Raw genomic sequence first — 18251 nt, forward strand, 5'->3', positions numbered from 1 at the left:
TTTTGTTCTGTGTTTTGTTCTGCGTTTTGTGCTGTATTGTCTGACTCATAGAAGCTCTTTTCTAGTGAGTCCATGCTTTTAGGTAGGTTGGATAGTTCACGGAAGAAGAGGGTGTAATCAACCGATGTTTGCATCATAAGGGTTATCAGTTCTTTAAACAGCGTTGGTTCAAAGGTGCTGAGTCCAAGTTTGGATGTCCACATCTTCTCCATTTCTGTCTGCATTAAGTCGGCAAAGCCATTACGAATAGCATCTAGTTGTTCCAGCGCTTTAGGGTGCTGTTCTAATAACGGACGCAGTGCTACCCAAAACATATGAAAGTTACGTTCTGCCGCTGCGGGTTGGTTAAGAAATGAGAAGTGCTGCCCGCCACCGGTCCAAGGTTGAAACTGTGGATCAAAACGGTCACAGAATCCGAATGGGCCGTAGTCGATGGTGAACCCACCGGCTGCGCAGTTATCGCTGTTGAAGTTACCTTGGCAATAACCCACACGAATCCAACTAGCGACAAGTGATGTCAGTCGGTTACGAAATTCGCTCGCGAGTAGCAGGACTTTCTCTTCAAGAGGAAGGCTGTTGTCGATAACCTGGTTATACTCACGATCGATCAAGTGTAAAACGATCATCTCAAGCTCTTCCATCGCTTTTGGGTGTTCTTGCTTACGCGCGCGACGGCCAAAGAGTTCTAACTGACCCACGCGAAGGAAAGACGGTGCGACTCTTGTTGATATAGCGACAGGGTCATAAACCATAATGTCTGGATCATGTGAGCGTGATCCTTCAGAGTACCAAGGTCTTCTAACTTTCTCTGTTTTTGAAACGTACAAGCTTAAAGAGCGGGAAGTAGGTACGCCAAGGGCATGCATATGTTCCTGTGCCAGAAATTCACGAACACTGGAGCGTAAAACTGCCCGCCCATCAGCACCACGGCAATAAGGTGTTCTACCGCCGCCTTTTAACTGCATCTCCCAGCGTTTATCGTTGATAACGGCTTCAAGTACGGAGACTGCGCGTCCGTCACCGTATCCGTTACCTGTACCAAAAGGGCACTGCTGGTAGTACTCATTACCATAGATCGAGAGAGCATACCCAGTGGCCCAGCCTACGTTACGCATAGGCGAGGGTACTTGTGAGATATCACCAGAAAACATCCGTATAAAGTCGTTTGACTGTGCCATGCTGTCGGCGAAACCCAGTTCATTAAAGAAATTTTTGCTGTGTGTGATGTATTCTGGATCACTGATTTGGGTCGGCTTAACCGGAACATAGTGCCCTGAATAGACTTGCCGTGGCGAGTGGTCTTCGCCGTTATCTGTAGCATCAGGATCTGGATTGAGTGTATCCATGAGAGAGTAATCTGCCAACGTGGCGAGATCGTCCAGTGTTGTGACGGTTGTCTCTGTTTCTTTTGTTGGTCGATCGATCATTGTAGTTCCTCATGAATCGGGTTTAGCGCTGGGTCATATACTAGCGGCTTATCATGGCAGGTTTCGTAACGTTAGACAGTAAGATGTGGGCCTTTATTAGAGTATATTATTTATGGTGATGGTTTGGTTCTGAGTTTACTGAAAGTTAGTAATTATCTACATACCTACATACATACAGGGATAAACCTTTGGTTAAATTTTAAGTGTGCCGCTAATCTGGAATGATACTGTGTTTTCACAGTGTTACTTACTTAAATAATGATTTCGCTCATGATTATTGATACGAGCAATTGCTAATATAAACAAAATTTTTGTAGTGGTTTTTATGAAACAGACCGATATCCCGCTTTACGTTAAAGACCTGTCAGAAGCGACATCTTCTAAGATCGGACAAGATTATTTTGATGCCCTTGTTACTTTTCTTGGATCTGTGCTGAAGAAGAAATATGTGCTGATTGGGGAATTAACCAATGACTCTACAGCTATACGTACAAGGTCCGTTTTTAGCTCAGGAAATATCATTGAAAATGTTACTTATGAGCTTGAAGATACCCCCTGCGAGAGTGTGGTAACTAAAAATGCCTGTGTTTTCCGTGAAGGGATTCAAAATCTCTACCCTAGAGATAGTATGTTACAAGAGATGGAAGTTGACAGTTATGTTGGTGCACCTCTGTTTAATTCTGAGGGTGACGCATTTGGCTTGATTGTCATTCTTGATACAAAACCAATTTCTGATGAGTCTTTTATACAAGTTTATTTTGATCTTGTTGTTGGACGTATCTCCGCGGAATTAGAACGTGCAACAGCTATGGAGCGTTTACAAGAGCAGGAAGAGAGGTTTAGGGATCTAGTTTACTGTTCTTCGGATCTTATTTGGGAAATAAATGAAGAGTTTAAATACACCTATTCAACCAGCACGGTCGACGGCATATTAGGTTACGCTCCGCAGGAACTTATCGGTAAAACCCCTTTTGATATTATGCCCGAGAAAGAAGCCGAGAGAGTGATGGAGGCGTTTGCTCCTATTGCAGAGGCGAAAGAAGCTTTCTCCGGTTTAGAAAATATAAATATTCATAAGAACGACTCGGTGATCTATATCGAGTCGAGTGGAGTTCCTATTTTTGATGCTAATAACCAATTTAGGGGTTACCGAGGGGTTGATCGAGATATAACGGAGAGAAAGAAGAAAGAGATCGATCTTAAATTAGCGGCTACGGTTTTAAATACTGCCTCTGAAGCTGTGATGGTGACTGATGTCAGCAATAAAATCATCAAAGTGAATGAAGCATTTACCCATATTACCGGATACAGCCCTGAAGATGCTTTAGGTCAGACTCCTTCGATACTTAAGTCTGGCCATCATGGTTCCGATTTCTATATTGAAATGCGTCGGGGTTTAAGAGAGTGCGATAGATGGGAAGGTGAGATTTGGAATCGGAAAAAGTCGGGTGAAGTTTACCCTGAGTGGTTAACTATCTCACCGATGACGGGCCCTCAAGGAGAGCCGCAAGGTTATGTTTGTCTTTTTAGTGATATTACAAAAAGAAAACAAGCTGAAGAGCAGATTCAATATCAAGCCAACTACGATGCTTTAACCGGATTAGCCAATAGGCATCTATTATTGGAACGCTTTTCTACCGCGTTAGATTACGCCAGTCGTGCGGGTGATAAAGTTTCTTTATTTTTTATCGATCTAGATCGCTTCAAGCAAGTTAATGATAGTTTGGGCCACTCTTTTGGTGATCGCTTGATTGCTGAAGCTGCCAAACGTCTTCATGGGTGTATTCGAAAGACCGATACGGCTGCTCGGTTAGGCGGTGATGAGTTTGCGATTGTCTGCTCTGGGATGCCAGGGGTCGCGAATATTGATTCTGCATTGACTAAAATACTGAAGGTTATGTCGGAGCCTTATTATATAGATAGGCAAAAAATTGTACTTTCGGCGAGTATCGGTGTGACCATCTTCCCTAATGATGGTGTATCTATTGAAGAGCTAACTCGCAATGCAGACAGTGCAATGTATAAGGCTAAGGAGAAGGGGGGTAACACTTATCAGTTTTTCACGGAAGAGATGCATGCTGAATCTCTTCGACGCCATATTATGGAAGGCTACCTAAGAAGTGCATTGGAGAATCAGGAGTTCGTCTTAAATTATCAACCAATTGTCGAAACGGTGAGTAAAAAAATAGTTGGTTGTGAGGCTTTAATTCGTTGGCATAGCCCTGAATTAGGGTTAGTAAACCCTGTTGATTTTATTCCTTTAGCGGAAGAAACGGGGTTGATAATTCCTATTGGAGAGTGGGTACTACAGGAAGCATGCAAGCAGACCGCTCTGTTTATTAAGCAAGTACCGGACAACTTTTTTATATCCGTCAATGTTTCAAGCTATCAGTTTAGAAATGTTGATATGTGTGCGGTCGTTAAGAAGACGCTCAGTCAGGTAAGTCTATCCCCCTCTGTTTTAGCTCTTGAGATCACTGAGAGTTTAATGATGAACGAGGATGTTGCTGTTAGAGAGCAGTTACAAGAGCTTCGGAATTACGGGGTATCAATATCGATCGATGATTTTGGTACAGGTTATTCATCCTTAAGTTATTTGCATAAATACCCTCTATCTACCTTGAAAATTGACAAGGAATTTATCCAAGAGCTTGCTACCAATGAATCTAAAAGCCTGTTAGTAGATGCCATAATATCAATGTCTAAAAGTCTTGGATTGAAAGTGATTGCTGAAGGTATCGAAGAGGAGGCGCAGGTTGAGATTCTGCGAGATAAAGGCTGTGAGTACTTACAGGGCTATCTGTTTAGTCGGCCGATTGAACTAACTGAGTTTAAAGCGCTATTGAAAGCTTGAGTACGTTAATGCTATCTCTTAAAGACGCTGCATTACCTTTTTTTAGGTTTCCCTAAATTAATTTTCATCATATGTATTCATCCTTCTGAGTTTGGGCTCTGTTCCTATTTTTAATCTGAGTTTTAGAGAACAGTTGAAAAAAACAGTTCTGACCTAATATATCCCTGATAAGCCTTTGAATTAGCATATGTAAACCAGATTCGGGAGTAATTAAGGATGACGGCAGAAGTAACTGCTCAGGTTGATGCTGCTACAGCACTGCAAACAAAATTAGTGAGTCTTTCTGAGGCGCTAAAAAAACGTGTTGTTGCTCAGGATGAGCTGATCGAATACTTACTGATTGCCCTGTTAACTGATGGTCATGTTTTACTGGAAGGGCCTCCAGGTTTAGCCAAAACCCGAACGGTTCAAGCATTAAGTGATCTATTAGAGGGTGTATTTCACCGCGCACAATTTACACCTGATCTGTTACCGAGTGATATTACGGGTACTGAGATCTATAACACCCAGAAAGGTGAATTTACCTTTAGGCCTGGGCCTCTGTTTTGTAACTTATTACTTGCGGATGAGATCAATCGTGCCCCCGCAAAGGTTCAGTCTGCTTTACTAGAAGCGATGGCTGAACGTCAGGTGACAGTGGCCGGTAAAACCTATCCTTTAGCTAAGTTCTTTATGGTGATGGCAACGCAGAACCCATTAGAGCAGGAGGGAACCTACCCACTACCTGAAGCTCAACTAGACCGTTTTATGCTGCATATTCGGGTTGATTATCCGCAGCATGATCAAGAGAAAGATATTCTTCGCTTGGTTCGTGATGAACATACCTCTAGCCTTGATGGGGAAACATCTACAGCAGATATCGCACTGACGGAAGAGGAACTTTTTGCTGCACGCTCGGCCATTATGCAGACCTATATGGCGCCTAATCTTGAAGATTATTTAATCGCCTTGATCATGGCGACACGTCACCCAGAACGCTATGGCGACGATTTGAAAGACAGTCTTGTTTTTGGTGCCAGTCCGCGTGCAACCATTGCGTTAGATCGCGCAGTTCGAGCAAAAGCTTGGCTAGCCGGTCGCGACTTTGTGACGCCGGATGATATTCAAGAGATCGCCCCAAGCGTTTTACGCCATCGTATCGGATTAAGTTATGTGGCCGAGGCGAAAGGGATGGATAAAGATCAGATGATTGCAGAACTGATCTCACGTGTAGCTGTTCCATAGTTGAATGGTCCTCATGTGCTCCAAATAAATTCGATAACACGTTGATTTTAGGCCGTTATTTATATGTTCTATGGCGATAGTAGTCCCAGACCTATACCTGCAGCGCGCAACCTAATTACATTGGATGAGCTTGTCAGCTTACGCCTTTGGCCGCCTGCACGCGGTAATAAGCGTGAACGGATGGCCATACGAGAAGGGCATCATTTAAGTCATATCCGTGGTCGCGGTATGGAATATGATGATGTGCGAGAGTATCAGCCTGGTGATGATATTCGCCATCTTGATTGGCGTTTAATGGCGCGTACTGGAGAAGCACATACAAAACTCTACCGTGAGGAACGAGAACGCCCCGTTTTTGTTTTAACGGATCTACGTTCTCCTATGCATTTTGCAACGCGAGGCCATTTTAAATCGGTTCTAGCTGCTTATGCTTCAGCGATGGTGATGTGGACGACGTTAGCGAATGGTGACCGTGTAGGGGGGAGTATTTTACAGCCCCATACTGAAGTGTTGTGCAAACCAAGTAATAACCGTCAGAAGGTTATGCAGATGATTGCTGCGCTTTATGCAGGGTTCAATGCGCAAGGGGCAGATGGCTCTCAATCACATGGTTCCCAATCTAAGAGCTCTGGTATCGATAAAAGTACAGCGGTGCTATCCCAAATACCTACTTTAGCTGATCAGCTTATTCAGGTGGAATCTTTACTGAGCAGTGGAACGATCGTTTATATATTTAGTGATTTTCACGATGTTGATGAAATATTGCAGCAGCACTTAATGCGCTTAGCGCAGCGCTGTGAACTGAAATTAGTCCTTATCTCTGACCCATTAGAGAGTCAGCTTCCAGAAGGGCATACCTATCGTTTTAGTGGTCATGGCCGTGAGGTTGCGGTTGATGGAAATCGCAAACAACAAGAAACTTATAAATCGGCCTTTAAAGAGCGTTTAGATCTGTTAGAGCAGCTGCATAATCTGCGAGGTGTGGAGTTTGCTCACTGGGAAAGTCATCACCACCCTCTATTTTCTATAGCGAACAAAAACTGATGGATTATAGTCAAATTCCTTTACGTGAAATGCAGATGCCTGATGCGATTGGCTGGTGGCCTCTAGCGCCAGGCTGGTGGTTATTGCTGTTGCTCGTTGTGTGCGGCATTGCGGCTTTGTTTTTTTATATACGCAAAAAACTTAAAGACCCTAAGCGGTTTGCTTTAAGGGAATTTAAAATTATTGTTGAGCGTTTTCACTCATCAGAAGACAAGGCTGCTCTGTTGATGGAGTGTAATGGTTTGCTGAAGCGTTTGGCGATCACGCTCTATCCGCGCAAAAAAGTCGCACATCTGTCAGGCCATGAGTGGCTAGCGTTTTTAGCGGGCTCTTCGGCTGTTTCTAGGGCTGAGTTACCGGAAATTATTCAAGCAGGGCCCTATCAGCAAAATGTAGATTTCGATGCGGATGAGTTAATGCTTTTCTGTAAGCGATGGTTAAAAACCGTCAAAGGTGGTGCGAATGTTTGAGTTTGCATGGCCTTGGTTGTGGTTGTTAGCGCCTTTACCTCTATTGGTAAGATTGTATGCGCCAGCTACCTCTACACCTCAATCTAACGCATTGAATGTCCCTTTTATTGAGCAGATGGAACGGGCTGTGGGTGCTGAATCCACACGCGTTGGAACGCCACATATAAGCGGGTTTATTTTAGCGCTTATTATCTGGCTGTTGTTTCTTGGGGCTGCCGCTAAACCGCAATGGTTAGGGGAGCCTGTGCCGCAACAGCTAGAAGGGCGAGATCTCGTTTTGGCGGTAGACCTTTCTGAAAGTATGTTTGAGAAAGATTTCCAGCTTCAAGGGCGATTGATTAATCGTTTAGATGCCACACGCATTGTCGCGGGAGACTTTATCGAGCGTCGGCAGGGTGATCGGGTTGGTTTAATTCTTTTTGGTGAACAAGCTTATGTCCAAGCGCCTTTAACCCACGACCGTAAAACCGTAAAAGCGCTTTTAAATGAAGCTGAGGTCGGTTTAGCCGGTAAATCTACTGCGATAGGTGATGCAATTGGTCTTGCGGTGAAGCGCTTTAATACAATGAAGAGCAAGCAGCGAATTTTAATCTTACTGACAGATGGTGCTAATACCGCGGGTGTTTTAACACCGAAAGAGGCTGCTGAACTTGCAAAGTCCGAAGGTTTGAAAATCTATACCATTGGAGTGGGACGTGAAGAGGAACGTGGTTTATTAGATTCTTTGTTTGCTGGCCGCCCGCCTGCAATTGATGAGAAAACATTAACCGCGATAGCTGAGCTGACAGGTGGGCAGTACTTTCGAGCCCAAGATATCCAGCAGTTAGCGGAAGTATACGAACTGCTGGATGAGCTAGAACCGGTTGAGCAAGATACTGACTTTTATCGCCCTGTTGAGTCGTTGTTCCTTTGGCCGTTGCTTTTAGGAATCTTTTTTAGCTTTCTGTTGATCGGTTTTCAGCGGAGGAACGTCTAAATGTTCGGCAATTTTCATTTTCTAACACCAGGATGGCTTCTACTTTTCCCATGCTTTTTGCTGTTGGCGAGTATTTTATATAGGCGCCAGCTGAATCGCTCCCATTGGGGAGAGGTGTGTGACCCAGAACTACTACCGTTCTTAGAGCAAAAGAATAATGAGCAACGTCGTTCTATTTGGTTGCCTATTGCACTGTTAATAGCCGGTTTGCTTCTTTCTATTGCAGCTGCCCAGCCTGTTTGGAAGCAACAACCTCAACCGGTATTTAAACAGGGGGATGCAGTTGTTATCGCACTGGATCTGTCTGCTTCTATGAATGCGACAGATATCAAACCTAGCCGAATTCAACGTGCACATTTTAAAATTAAAGACCTGTTAGCGCGCTTGCCTGATACCCAAATTGCACTGCTTGTATATGCGGCTGGTTCCTTCAGTGTCACGCCGTTAACCGAAGATGCCGATACGATTTTGGCTCAGCTTTCAGCGATGACGCCAGACATTATGCCGTTGCAGGGCAGTCGGGCAGATCGGGCATTAGTACGAGCGGATCGCCTCTTAATGCAAGCAGGTATTACCCAAGGAAATATTCTGTTTGTTAGTGATGAGATATCTCCTGCACAGATTGCCAAGGATGCGACCCGTCTTCGGATTGCAGGTCGACAGCTATCGATACTTGCTATAGGTACCGAAGAGGGGGCGCCTATTCCCACTAATGCCGGTTTGATCAAGGATTCTCAGGGCCAAGTAGTGATTGCAACGACTGAGATGGGTTTAATGCAGGAGGCCGCTAATCTCGGTGGAGGATATGCCGCTCTGATTACAGCAGATGATAGTGATATTGATTATCTAGTGTCTCGCTTTCAGGAAAATGAAGTGACACCTGCTGTGTTAGATGAAAAAGTTCAGCGCTGGATTGCTGAAGGGCCTTTGTTTATTTTAGCTGCGTTGCCCTTTCTCTTAGTGATCTTCCGCAGAGGTTTTGTAACTTTACTTATTCCGATGATCTTTATGCTAGGTGTGGCTAAATCAAATGATGCAGAAGCGGGTATTTGGGACGATCTATGGAAAACATCTGATCAGCAGGCACGTGAACTATATGAGCAGGGTGATATTACTCAAGCCGCTGAAAAGTTTAGCGATCCACGGTGGAAACAACGGTCTCACTATGAAAATGGTGATTATGAACAAGCACTGTCTGCCATAGAAACACCAGAAAGTGCAGCAGATTGGTACAACCGAGGGAATGTCTTAACCCGTCAGGGGGCGCTTGAAAAAGCGCTAGAAGCTTATGATAAGGCGTTATCACGACAGCCTGATTTTGAGGATGCAAAGTTTAACCGTGACTTAGTGCAAGAAACGTTGGATCAGCAACAATCTGAGAAAGACCAAGAGGGTAAAGGCTCGGATCAAAAGGGCGACAAGCAAAAAGGCTCAGATCAGGATAAGTCGAAGAATTCCGAGCAGCAAAACTCTCAGCATAGTGACGCTCAAGAAAATGGTTCCGAAGGTCAGGATGCTCAAAACAGCAATTCCCAAAGCAGTAACTCTCAAGAGAACAGCTCCCAAGAAGAGCAATCAGGTAAAGACGGTTCAAACGATCAAAACAGCCCAAGTGAAGATTCGAAGTCGAAGGGGGAGTCGTCCCTAGATTCATCTAAGGATGATACTAAGCGAACGCAATCTAATAGCTCGTCTCAGGATATGCAGAATGAATCCCAAAAGTCATCTAATCGTGAGCAGGACAAGCAGATGGCTGAGGCGCTGAAGCAGCAGCTTAATCAGCAACTCGATAAAAAGGCTGATGCGGACCCATCCAAACCGACATTGGCGCGCTCTGATGGCGAAGAGCATCAACCCCTTGATGAGGAGGCAGAGGCCAGACAGCAGATGCTTAATCGTATTGAAGATGATCCTGCAGGATTATGGCGAAGGAAATTTCACTATCAATACCGTCAGCAGTTACAAGGTCAAGGACAAAACACAGAGGAGAAAGCGTGGTGAGTATATTTAGGTTAAGTACTCATAGGTTAGGGGCTTTTAGATTAAGTGCTCTGGTGTTTTTATTATCAATAAGCGGGCTATTGCATGCGGGTATTAGCAGTCAAATTGATAGGCAAGTGATCTCACAAGGTGAAACTTTTCGTTTGATGTTGAGTATCACCAAGAATGATGCGAGCCAAATAGATCTTTCGCCCCTTGATGATAATTTTGAGGTGGTCAGCCGTAGTCATCAGTCGAGCACTAGAATCATTAATGGTTCTATTGAGAGCAGTACAAAGCTGGTTCTCACTTTAGCGCCAAAGAAAGCAGGTATTTTAAGTATTCCTGTGCTAAACCTAGCGGGTGAAAAGAGTGAACCGCTACAAATTGAGGTTAAAAAAGTAGAACAGCCCTCTGCTGTTGATGGTGGTGTAGAGCTCTTATCAACTTTGTCGGATGAGTCACCGAATGTTCAGCAACCCGTTATCTATCAAATGAATCTAGTGTTGGGGCAGCGCATTTTTAATGCAGCCTTTCAGGAACCAAAGATAAAGCAGGGCAAAGCGCTAATAGAGGCGCTAGGTGAGCAGAAGCAGTACCGTCAGACCCTCAATGGTCGTGAAATGCTAGTGGTAGAGCAATCGTGGATGATCACGCCTCAGCAAAGTGGTGTTTTAGAGATAGAGGGTGCGCAGCTAAGTGCTGAAGTACCGAGCCGTCAATCCGGCCGGGACCCTTATCGTAGGTATAATGATCCTCGTGCTATGCGCCGTATATTTGTTTCGGCGGATAGCTACACTCTAGAGGTCGCCTCAATTCCAGCTGAATTTTCAGGAGAACAATGGTTAACGGCGAGTGAGCTTAAATTGACCAGTCATTTGAGCTCAGAGAAATGGAAGCAGGGTGAGCCTGTGACGCGTACTATCACTTTGCAAGCAGAAGGGATGAGTGAAGCTCAACTCCCGACAATTAAACTGGCTGATGTTGACGGTTTGAAACAATATGCGGCAAAGCCTGTAAAAGAACAGTTCTATATTGATAACCAGCTTGCTTCGAAGATGGAGATAGAACTTACCCTGATACCTAGTAAGTCTGGTGTGTTAGATCTGCCTGAGTTTCGCCTACCTTGGTGGGACAATACTACAAATAGCCAAAAAGTAGCCATCATACCTGCGCAATCGGTGGAGGTACTGCCCACTGAAGGTGCAAATTTAGCGCATCTAAATAGTGATTCTTCCTCTAGCAATGATCAGGATTTACCGCCAGTTTTGAAGGGGAATGTTGAAAAGGAAAGATCTACACAGGAGCCAGATATAGCAAGCTTCAATAAGACAACGGACACTGCTGATCGTTATGCTGAAGCGAAAGGGGTCTCTTGGTTATGGTTTATGTTAGGTTGTCTCGTTAGTTTAGTCATTGGCGTGATTATCTCTGTGGTGGTTATGAAAAAGCGAATAGGGATGGTGACTGTATCGGATTCAGGGAGAGGTCTGAAACACTCATCTTTTTCTATTAATGCGCTGAAGAAGGCGTGTACAAACAATGATCCACAGATAGCGAGAGCAGAATTATTAAAATGGTTGCAGCACTCCGATCCTTCAATAAAACATTTGAATAATTTAGATGGTGTGGTTCCAGCCGAATTATTAGATCAAATTACTCAGTTAAATCGTTGTAATTTCTCTTCAGAAACAATTACTTGGAGTGGTAAAGAACTTTTAAGTATTGTTTCTCATATGAAGGAAATCAGTCCTAGTAGTTCTAAATCAGAGGATGTTTTAGAGCCTCTGTATACTAATTGATTATATGTTGCTTTGTTATGTAAGGGTTTTTTATTGTACGCTGGGTGATTGTTTTATATGACAGTGGCGCAGATCAATATTTTTTTGTGCAGTGCGATAATAGAATCTTCAAAAGTACCCCTGCTTACTGTATGGTCTAAACAGGACAGTCGGTTGGTTATTATGGATGGGTTATGGACAGCACAGGCAATGAGAAGAAATATTCGGCAGATGTTAGATTAATTTCGACAACGAATCTAAAGGGTGAAATTACGTATGCGAATGCGGAGTTTTGCCAAGTTGCAGGTTACAGTGTCGATGAATTAGTTGGCAGACCTCATAGTGTTGTTCGCCATAAAGATATGCCCGCTGCTGCTTTTGCAGATTTATGGGAGCATGCGAATAACGATAAACCCTGGATGGGGATGGTTAAAAATGCCTGTAAGAATGGTGATTATTACTGGGTTCAAGCCTATGTAACCCCACTGTTTGATAAGGATGGCATTAAAATCGGCTATCAATCGGTCAGAACTAGACCAACGGAAGAACAAATAGCGCTTGCTGAATCTAGCTATGCCCGTTTACAACGCAAATCTGTTTCTATTAAGCCTAAAAGTTTATCGATACGAATTTTATTAACATCTCTGTTTTTTTGCATTGCCATACTGGCTTCTACATTTCTACCAATCAATGATCTATTAAAAACTGCCTTAATCGCTTTTTTTTGCGTAGGGATGATTATTGTTAATCAATCTCAGCTTTTATCTCTTAAACGTATTAAAGAATACAGCAGTGGAATTTATGATAATTCCCTTGCGCAGTATGTTATGACAAATAACATGAGTGAGGTTGGCGCGGCTGAACTCTCGAATTATATGATGCAATCTCGGTTGCGGACGGTCATAGGTCGTGTAGAAGATAGCATCGATATGCTGAATCATTTCATGTCGCAAACACACAGCTCTATGCAGCAAACCTCTGCCGGTATCGAGCAGCAAAACTTAGAAAGCGACATGCTTGCCAGTGCTGCAACACAGATGTCAGCAACCGCACATGAGATAGCTGAGAATACCTCACAAACCTCTCAAGCAACCCAGAGTACGGCAGCTCTTGCTAATAATGGTAAAGAGATTGTTTCGGGCATGATTAATGGTATTCATGACTTAGTTCAAGAAGTCGAAAATGCGAGCCAATCATCTGAAGAATTGAATATAAAAGCAACTGCTGTTGAGCAGGTTGTTAACATTATTAATGGCATTGCTGAGCAAACCAATCTATTAGCACTTAATGCTGCAATTGAAGCTGCACGAGCTGGCGATCAAGGGCGAGGTTTTTCTGTTGTTGCAGATGAAGTTCGAGTTTTAGCTCAAAGAACACAAGAATCAACGGGTGAAATTCGAGCCACGATTGACGCGATCCAGAAACAAGTAGCAACAACAGTCGACATGATGACCCGTTGTAATGAGCATGCCCACTTAAATATTGAAAGAGCTGAGAATGCAGGCCGTTCTTTCGATGATGTGAATCTTGCAATGAATAACATCACTGATCAAAGCTCTCAAGTGGCAGCGGCTTCAGAACAGCAAAGCGCTGTTGCAGAAGAGGTTTCACGTAATGTTGAGAATATCAGAGCTGTGGCTGAAGGGAACAGTGATATCTCTAAGCAGATGATGCAGTCCTCTGAAGAACTTTCATCTCTGATTGTTGAGCTTAAATCTATGTTGAAGGCGATCTAATTTGTCTTGATCTAGACTAAAAACATCTTACGCATAAAATTGAGCGGTTAGATGAATGTGTTTAGGCAGGGAGTTTAAACCTATATTGAAGAAAGAGATTGCTTCAAGTGAGTTGACGACAGGTATGTATGTTGAGCTCGGGGATGGTTGGTTAAATCATCCTTTCCTTAGACGCTCTTTTCTTGTTAAAACCGCGAAAAATGTAAAGGAAATACAAGGCTACTTGAAAACAGTTGTTGATTTTAGTCGTAGCGAAGTCCAGCTAGAAAAGAAATCAATAGAAACAAAATCAATAGAAATAAGCGCATCTGAATGTCCTGAAGAGTTAAGTGATGAGCGATATTCTGTCATAGAACAGCAGTCTGAGACTCCTACTGATTGGGCAGAAAACATGTTCATCGCTAGCTTTAGCCTCCGATATATACAGCGATATTCCTGCGGCTGAAAAAGCGCGAGAGAACTTTCTTCATAGTAGTGATCTAATGGGTTCACTGTTATCTCAGGAGCCAGCAAGAGAACTGATAAACGAGACGGGAAAGTCCATCCAAGAGCTAGCAGAATCTATTATCACGGATGATGAAGTTGCGAGTAAGCCCCTATCAATTACCTCCATGTTTTTCACACTCATACTCACAGCGTTAATGTGGGGATTAAATCGCTTTTAATCGCTAAAAAGTTTTGAATACAAATGACACTCAGCTTCTAAAGAAGCTGGGCGTTGGTTTTTTTTCTGCATGATATCGGCAAGTCTGAAATTGATCCGGGTATTCTAAATAAACCGGGTAAGTTGAATGATGAAGAGATGCGGATCATGAGAACGCATCCGCAACGGGGCGTGGATCTATTACGTGCAGCGGATTCATTAACGAATACAGCGCAGGTTATAACCCAGCAGGATCATGAAAAGGTCGATGTGGCTCTGGTTATCCTTATAAATTAAAGGGAAGTCAGGTTCATGAACTCGCCCAGATGTGCGCATTAGGTGATATTTATGATGCGCTAACCGCTGAGCGCTCTTACAAAAAGGGTATGAGTATCTTTGATGCATTGCTGCTTATGACAAAGCAGATGAACCATCACTTTGAAGAAGAGCTTTTTAATCGTTTTATCTTATTGTTTACTGAAGAAGCGCAGAAAGCATAAAGTGCTTTATTAACTAGCTGTAAATGTCATAAAAGAAGTAAGCCGTAATTCCACAGCTGGCTAAGATAACAAAAAGACGTACAGCTTGTTGTGGCAGCTTTCTAGAAACGTGAGCGGCTATATAACCGCCCCCTAGTGAACCTACTAGCACTACAACGCCTGAATACCAATCGATTGCTCCATCAATCACAAACACCACGATCGCAATTAAAGAAACAACCGAAGAGATGAGCAGCTTAAGCCCGTTCATCGTATTAATATTAGTGTGACCGGCCAGCGCTAAATAACTTAGCGTGATAATGCCTAGTCCTGCATTAAAGAAACCTCCATAGACCGAAACCCCAAGTAACACGACTGCTAATAACAGAGCGCCTAGGGAGGATGCATGGCGGTGCACGGAGCTCAGTTTCTTTATTGCATCATTTAATTGCCCCCCAAATATGAAGAGTAGGGTCGCAAAAAGGAGTAGCCAAGGAACCGCTTCTAGAAAAAGTGCTTCTGGGGTTTGCAGTAGCAACCATGCACCACCAATACCGCCAATAAGGCTAATTATTATAATTTTAAACAGCTCGTGCTTGTGCTTAAGGATATCTTTTCGAAAAGCATAAGCCCCGCTCATATAGCCGGCACAGGATGAAAATGTATTAGTGGCGTTGGCGCTAATCGGTGGCACACCTGCAAATAGGAGCGCTGGAAAGGTGATGAAGCTTCCTCCGCCGGCTATGGAGTTGAGAACTCCTCCAAACACACCGGCTGTAAATAAAATAAAGAGTTCGAAAAGCATATGGAGACCGATTGCTCATAATAGGTGTCGTGCAATTTTAATGCGCAGACAATGGGTAATTACAGAGTATTGTGACATCTCATGAGTAATCATTAACCCGTATTTTTACGTAGAGCCGAGATTTTCTCGGTCGTTAAAATGTCGGCCGCTTAAGATATCGGCCGCTTAAGATATCGGTCGCTTAAGAATAGTGGCTATAAGGTAGCTGCTTTAAGCTAAGGGCTTTCCTTGAATGATTTTAGGATTGAGTGCTTTTAAGTGGTTTTTGAGAAATAACAAAAAGAGTCATTTTGTTATTCTCTGTGATCCACTCGTATTTTGTGGTGAACCCGGCTTCAGTCAGATAAGCCATCAATGTTGTTTGCTTAAATACATGCAGTTTTGGTAATAGCCTTAATGAGTGACCTAGAGGTGCAATATATTTAAACCAAGGCATAGAATCCGCGATACAGGCAGTATTGCTGATAAAGAGTCCTCCGGGTTTAAGTTTCGTGAATGCATGAGCGATTGCTGATTGTGGTTCATTCATTAAATGTAGAACGCTCATGGCAATAATGGCATCTAAGCTATTGTTTTGAATAGGATGCTCTTCTAAGGCAGACTGTAGGAAATCGAGTTGGGGGATCGGAGTATCGCGCAGCTTTCCTTGTGCGATAGCGATCATTTTCTCAGAAAAGTCTATAGCCTGATAACTAGCAACTAAAGGCGCAAGTTTAAGGGCTGTGCTGCCTGTTCCACAGCCAAATTCAAAAACATTCATATCCGGATTAAGCTCGCCTCGAATTTTATCTAATTTAAATTCATAGGCTTCTACGTCTGCGACTGGTTTATTGGCATAGCTTTTTGCTATTCGATTCCAAAAAACTGTTGAGTAAGTCATGGCGATGTTTCGTTTATCAAGAATGAAAACAAACTATACCAATACAAATATTAAGCTAAAATAGTTAAAATTGTATTTTTGATATGCATATTTGTATAGGTGTGGGCATAGGTATAGGTTTAGGTGTTTGTATGGGGTGGCGGTCGATAGATTTTGATTGGAATAGAGCGCGTGCTTTTTTAGTGACTGCAGAGGAGGGTTCCCTGTCTGCGGCAGCCAGAGCATTAGGAATGACGCAACCAACGTTAGGGCGGCAAGTCTCAGCTCTCGAGGCCGAATTAGGTGTAGCGTTGTTTGAGCGAGGAAATCGAGGGCTCGAATTGACACCCAGTGGTCTTGAATTGTTGGAATATGTGCGCAAGATGGGGGATGCGGCAAGCGGTTTCTCATTGTCAGCTAAAGGTCATTCAGACTCTATTGAAGGGGATATCTGTATCTCTGCGACAGAGGCGATGGCGGTTTATCAACTCCCTGCGGTTATACGTGAGCTTAGGTGTGCTTACCCTGGTATTAACGTTGAGGTTATCGCCACGAACAGCACCAGCGATCTAAAGCGTCGTGAAGCTGATATTGCCATACGTGCATTTCAACCTACTCAACCTGAGCTGATTGCCCGTAAACTTTGTGCTGTTAAAGCCCACCTTTATGCATGCCCGGATTATCTATCCTCTATTGGAGGCGTTTCAGTTGTTGAGGATTTAGAGGTTGCCCAAATTATCGGGTTTGATACTGAACACTCCTTAATGAAGGAATTGAATAAGCAAGGTTGTGAACTGAGCATTGAGAATTTTCGTGTGCTGACTGAGAATCACATTGTTCACTGGGAGATGGTTAAGCAAGGTGTGGGAATCGGTATTATGGTGGAGCAGGTGGGTGATGCTGAGTCTAATGTGGTCAGAGTGCTACCTGATTTAGAACCATATAATGGTGGGCTGTGGTTAGTCGCGCATCGTGAGTTGAGAACTAATCGTCGAGTCAGGGCGGTGTTTGATTTTCTAGTCGATGCGTTGGCTGAGTAGGTGGAGAAAGTTCGTTTTCTCGTATTGATAATAGAGTGATCTTAATCCTCTGTTTCAACTAAGATCTGTCTCGCTAGTTTCTCAATTTTTTCGAGGCCTACATCTGCTTTCTCTAGAAAGGTGTGATCGAATTGAGCTGGATTGGACCAATAGCGACCTTTGATGTCGCAGCGTTTAGCTAATTTTGTTAATCCTATATCTGATAAGCGGAAACTAAGTTTAGTCCATATGGTAGAGAGCCTTGCTTCTTCTTGGTGGTCTTGCAGTCCAGTTTCGTTTAAATGTCTGACATAAACGGTGGTTTCACGTGATGCAACGATCACTGATCTTAAGGCGTCGGTAGATTCCTTTTTGCGGTTGGCTCCAGCCCGCCGCAAGTTAGTGAGCCATTGGCCTAAATGCCTAAAGAGCTCTCTAAGGCCAATCTCAGTGATCGCTACCATGTATCGATTCTCCGTATTCCATTACAGTGAAGAGTAAAATTTAGAGGATTAACCGCAACATTTTTTGTACTTTTTACCGCTTCCGCAACTACAAGGTTCATTACGCGCAGGCGTCTTTTCTAGTTTAACGGTTCCTGCCGTTTGAAGTAGCGCGGTTAATTCACTAATCGATTCAACGGCCTTATTATCAGTATCAACGGTGATAACTGCATATAAGTTGGCTTCGGTAAGCATTTTTTCAACTTCTTGCTTACGTTCTTCCGATGTCACTGTCAGTGTTAGAGGGTATTTTTTGCTCCCCTTTTTTTGTGCCGCATTTGTCGAGTAACCCTCTTTAACATGGTTTTGACGTGCGTCTTGGCGACCTTTGAAGAAAAACTTATCAGACATTTCAGAACCTTTTAAAGCGAGTAGTTTAAAGCGTAAATAGGGGATGATCGCTGCCTAAGTTAAGTAGCAGTGATTTTCAGGGGGAGTGTAACACGTTGGA

General features: G+C 43.4%; 18 protein-coding genes. 13 read left to right on the forward strand and 5 right to left on the reverse strand.

Annotated features, from left to right (window positions below):
• Nucleotides 1-1427: protein adenylyltransferase SelO family protein (locus tag B4K11_RS12785; RefSeq protein ID WP_292952136.1), on the reverse strand; the 1427-nt coding region annotated here is incomplete at its 3' end.
• A 325-nt stretch (nt 1428-1752) separates the two neighbouring features.
• Between B4K11_RS12785 and B4K11_RS12790 the strand changes: the two genes are divergently transcribed.
• From B4K11_RS12790 to B4K11_RS12845, 12 genes are all read left to right on the forward strand, one after another.
• Nucleotides 1753-4281, forward strand: coding sequence for a sensor domain-containing protein (locus B4K11_RS12790; RefSeq protein ID WP_292952133.1), 2529 nt, complete (start codon nt 1753-1755; stop codon nt 4279-4281).
• A gap of 216 nt (nt 4282-4497) precedes the next feature.
• Entirely contained in the window at nt 4498-5505 is a 1008-nt protein-coding gene (locus B4K11_RS12795; protein WP_292952130.1) for an AAA family ATPase, read from the forward strand.
• Nucleotides 5506-5568: 63 nt separating this feature from the next.
• Nucleotides 5569-6549 carry a DUF58 domain-containing protein gene (locus B4K11_RS12800; protein WP_292952127.1) on the forward strand — a complete coding sequence of 327 codons (981 nt, stop codon included), beginning with the start codon at nt 5569-5571 and terminating at the stop codon, nt 6547-6549.
• Nucleotides 6549-7019, forward strand: coding sequence for a DUF4381 domain-containing protein (locus tag B4K11_RS12805; RefSeq protein WP_292952124.1), 471 nt, complete (start codon nt 6549-6551; stop codon nt 7017-7019). The genes B4K11_RS12800 and B4K11_RS12805 overlap by 1 nt, the downstream gene beginning before the upstream one ends.
• Complete coding sequence (locus B4K11_RS12810) at nt 7012-7995, forward strand: vWA domain-containing protein (protein WP_292952121.1); 984 nt, start codon at nt 7012-7014, stop codon at nt 7993-7995. Before B4K11_RS12805 ends, B4K11_RS12810 begins: the two co-directional genes overlap by 8 nt.
• On the forward strand, nt 7996-9996 hold the full coding sequence (locus B4K11_RS12815) for a VWA domain-containing protein (protein WP_292952118.1): 2001 nt from the start codon (nt 7996-7998) through the stop codon (nt 9994-9996). It begins immediately after the preceding gene.
• Complete coding sequence (locus B4K11_RS12820) at nt 9993-11777, forward strand: BatD family protein (protein WP_292959423.1); 1785 nt, start codon at nt 9993-9995, stop codon at nt 11775-11777. The genes B4K11_RS12815 and B4K11_RS12820 overlap by 4 nt, the downstream gene beginning before the upstream one ends.
• A 173-nt stretch (nt 11778-11950) precedes the next feature.
• Nucleotides 11951-13492, forward strand: coding sequence for a methyl-accepting chemotaxis protein (locus B4K11_RS12825; RefSeq protein WP_292952112.1), 1542 nt, complete (start codon nt 11951-11953; stop codon nt 13490-13492).
• Nucleotides 13493-13547: 55 nt separating this feature from the next.
• A complete protein-coding gene (locus B4K11_RS12830) occupies nt 13548-13937 on the forward strand; it encodes a DUF3391 domain-containing protein (RefSeq protein WP_292952109.1) in 390 nt (129 codons plus the stop codon).
• Nucleotides 13938-13974: 37 nt separating this feature from the next.
• Nucleotides 13975-14157 (forward strand): hypothetical protein, encoded by a 183-nt coding sequence (locus tag B4K11_RS12835; protein ID WP_292952106.1) that lies wholly within the window; start codon nt 13975-13977, stop codon nt 14155-14157.
• A 53-nt stretch (nt 14158-14210) separates the two neighbouring features.
• Nucleotides 14211-14432: an HD-GYP domain-containing protein gene (locus tag B4K11_RS12840; protein ID WP_292952103.1), complete on the forward strand. Its 222-nt coding sequence runs from the start codon at nt 14211-14213 to the stop codon at nt 14430-14432.
• Between the two features lie 29 nt (nt 14433-14461).
• A complete protein-coding gene (locus tag B4K11_RS12845) occupies nt 14462-14635 on the forward strand; it encodes a hypothetical protein (RefSeq protein WP_292952100.1) in 174 nt (57 codons plus the stop codon).
• 13 nt (nt 14636-14648) lie between these two features.
• Here B4K11_RS12845 and B4K11_RS12850 read toward each other — a convergent pair whose 3' ends face one another.
• Nucleotides 14649-15419, reverse strand: coding sequence for a sulfite exporter TauE/SafE family protein (locus tag B4K11_RS12850; protein ID WP_292952097.1), 771 nt, complete (start codon nt 15417-15419; stop codon nt 14649-14651).
• 238 nt (nt 15420-15657) lie between these two features.
• Nucleotides 15658-16299, reverse strand: coding sequence for a class I SAM-dependent methyltransferase (locus B4K11_RS12855; protein ID WP_292952094.1), 642 nt, complete (start codon nt 16297-16299; stop codon nt 15658-15660).
• Between the two features lie 131 nt (nt 16300-16430).
• Between B4K11_RS12855 and B4K11_RS12860 the strand changes: the two genes are divergently transcribed.
• Nucleotides 16431-17318 (forward strand): LysR family transcriptional regulator, encoded by an 888-nt coding sequence (locus B4K11_RS12860; RefSeq protein ID WP_292959424.1) that lies wholly within the window; start codon nt 16431-16433, stop codon nt 17316-17318.
• Nucleotides 17319-17359: 41 nt separating this feature from the next.
• Here B4K11_RS12860 and B4K11_RS12865 read toward each other — a convergent pair whose 3' ends face one another.
• Nucleotides 17360-17761 (reverse strand): hypothetical protein, encoded by a 402-nt coding sequence (locus B4K11_RS12865; protein WP_292952085.1) that lies wholly within the window; start codon nt 17759-17761, stop codon nt 17360-17362.
• A gap of 48 nt (nt 17762-17809) precedes the next feature.
• Nucleotides 17810-18151: a PBPRA1643 family SWIM/SEC-C metal-binding motif protein gene (locus B4K11_RS12870; protein WP_292952082.1), complete on the reverse strand. Its 342-nt coding sequence runs from the start codon at nt 18149-18151 to the stop codon at nt 17810-17812.
• Nucleotides 18152-18251: the final 100 nt, after the last annotated feature.

It is taken from the genome of Neptuniibacter sp. UBA6509, from assembly GCA_002435145.1.
In the GTDB taxonomy this organism is placed as follows: domain Bacteria; phylum Pseudomonadota; class Gammaproteobacteria; order Pseudomonadales; family Balneatricaceae; genus Neptuniibacter.

Coding starts and splice junctions, on each gene's coding strand:
- B4K11_RS12845 (WP_292952100.1), top strand. CDS start 14,462: ATGTGCGCATTAGGTGATATTTATGATGCGCTAACCGCTGAGCGCTCT.
- B4K11_RS12800 (WP_292952127.1), top strand. CDS start 5,569: ATGTTCTATGGCGATAGTAGTCCCAGACCTATACCTGCAGCGCGCAAC.
- B4K11_RS12815 (WP_292952118.1), top strand. CDS start 7,996: ATGTTCGGCAATTTTCATTTTCTAACACCAGGATGGCTTCTACTTTTC.
- B4K11_RS12860 (WP_292959424.1), top strand. CDS start 16,431: ATGGGGTGGCGGTCGATAGATTTTGATTGGAATAGAGCGCGTGCTTTT.
- B4K11_RS12795 (WP_292952130.1), top strand. CDS start 4,498: ATGACGGCAGAAGTAACTGCTCAGGTTGATGCTGCTACAGCACTGCAA.
- B4K11_RS12835 (WP_292952106.1), top strand. CDS start 13,975: ATGGGTTCACTGTTATCTCAGGAGCCAGCAAGAGAACTGATAAACGAG.
- B4K11_RS12805 (WP_292952124.1), top strand. CDS start 6,549: ATGGATTATAGTCAAATTCCTTTACGTGAAATGCAGATGCCTGATGCG.
- B4K11_RS12790 (WP_292952133.1), top strand. CDS start 1,753: ATGAAACAGACCGATATCCCGCTTTACGTTAAAGACCTGTCAGAAGCG.
- B4K11_RS12810 (WP_292952121.1), top strand. CDS start 7,012: ATGTTTGAGTTTGCATGGCCTTGGTTGTGGTTGTTAGCGCCTTTACCT.
- B4K11_RS12830 (WP_292952109.1), top strand. CDS start 13,548: ATGTGTTTAGGCAGGGAGTTTAAACCTATATTGAAGAAAGAGATTGCT.
- B4K11_RS12855 (WP_292952094.1), bottom strand. CDS start 16,299: ATGACTTACTCAACAGTTTTTTGGAATCGAATAGCAAAAAGCTATGCC.
- B4K11_RS12870 (WP_292952082.1), bottom strand. CDS start 18,151: ATGTCTGATAAGTTTTTCTTCAAAGGTCGCCAAGACGCACGTCAAAAC.
- B4K11_RS12850 (WP_292952097.1), bottom strand. CDS start 15,419: ATGCTTTTCGAACTCTTTATTTTATTTACAGCCGGTGTGTTTGGAGGA.
- B4K11_RS12825 (WP_292952112.1), top strand. CDS start 11,951: ATGGACAGCACAGGCAATGAGAAGAAATATTCGGCAGATGTTAGATTA.
- B4K11_RS12865 (WP_292952085.1), bottom strand. CDS start 17,761: ATGGTAGCGATCACTGAGATTGGCCTTAGAGAGCTCTTTAGGCATTTA.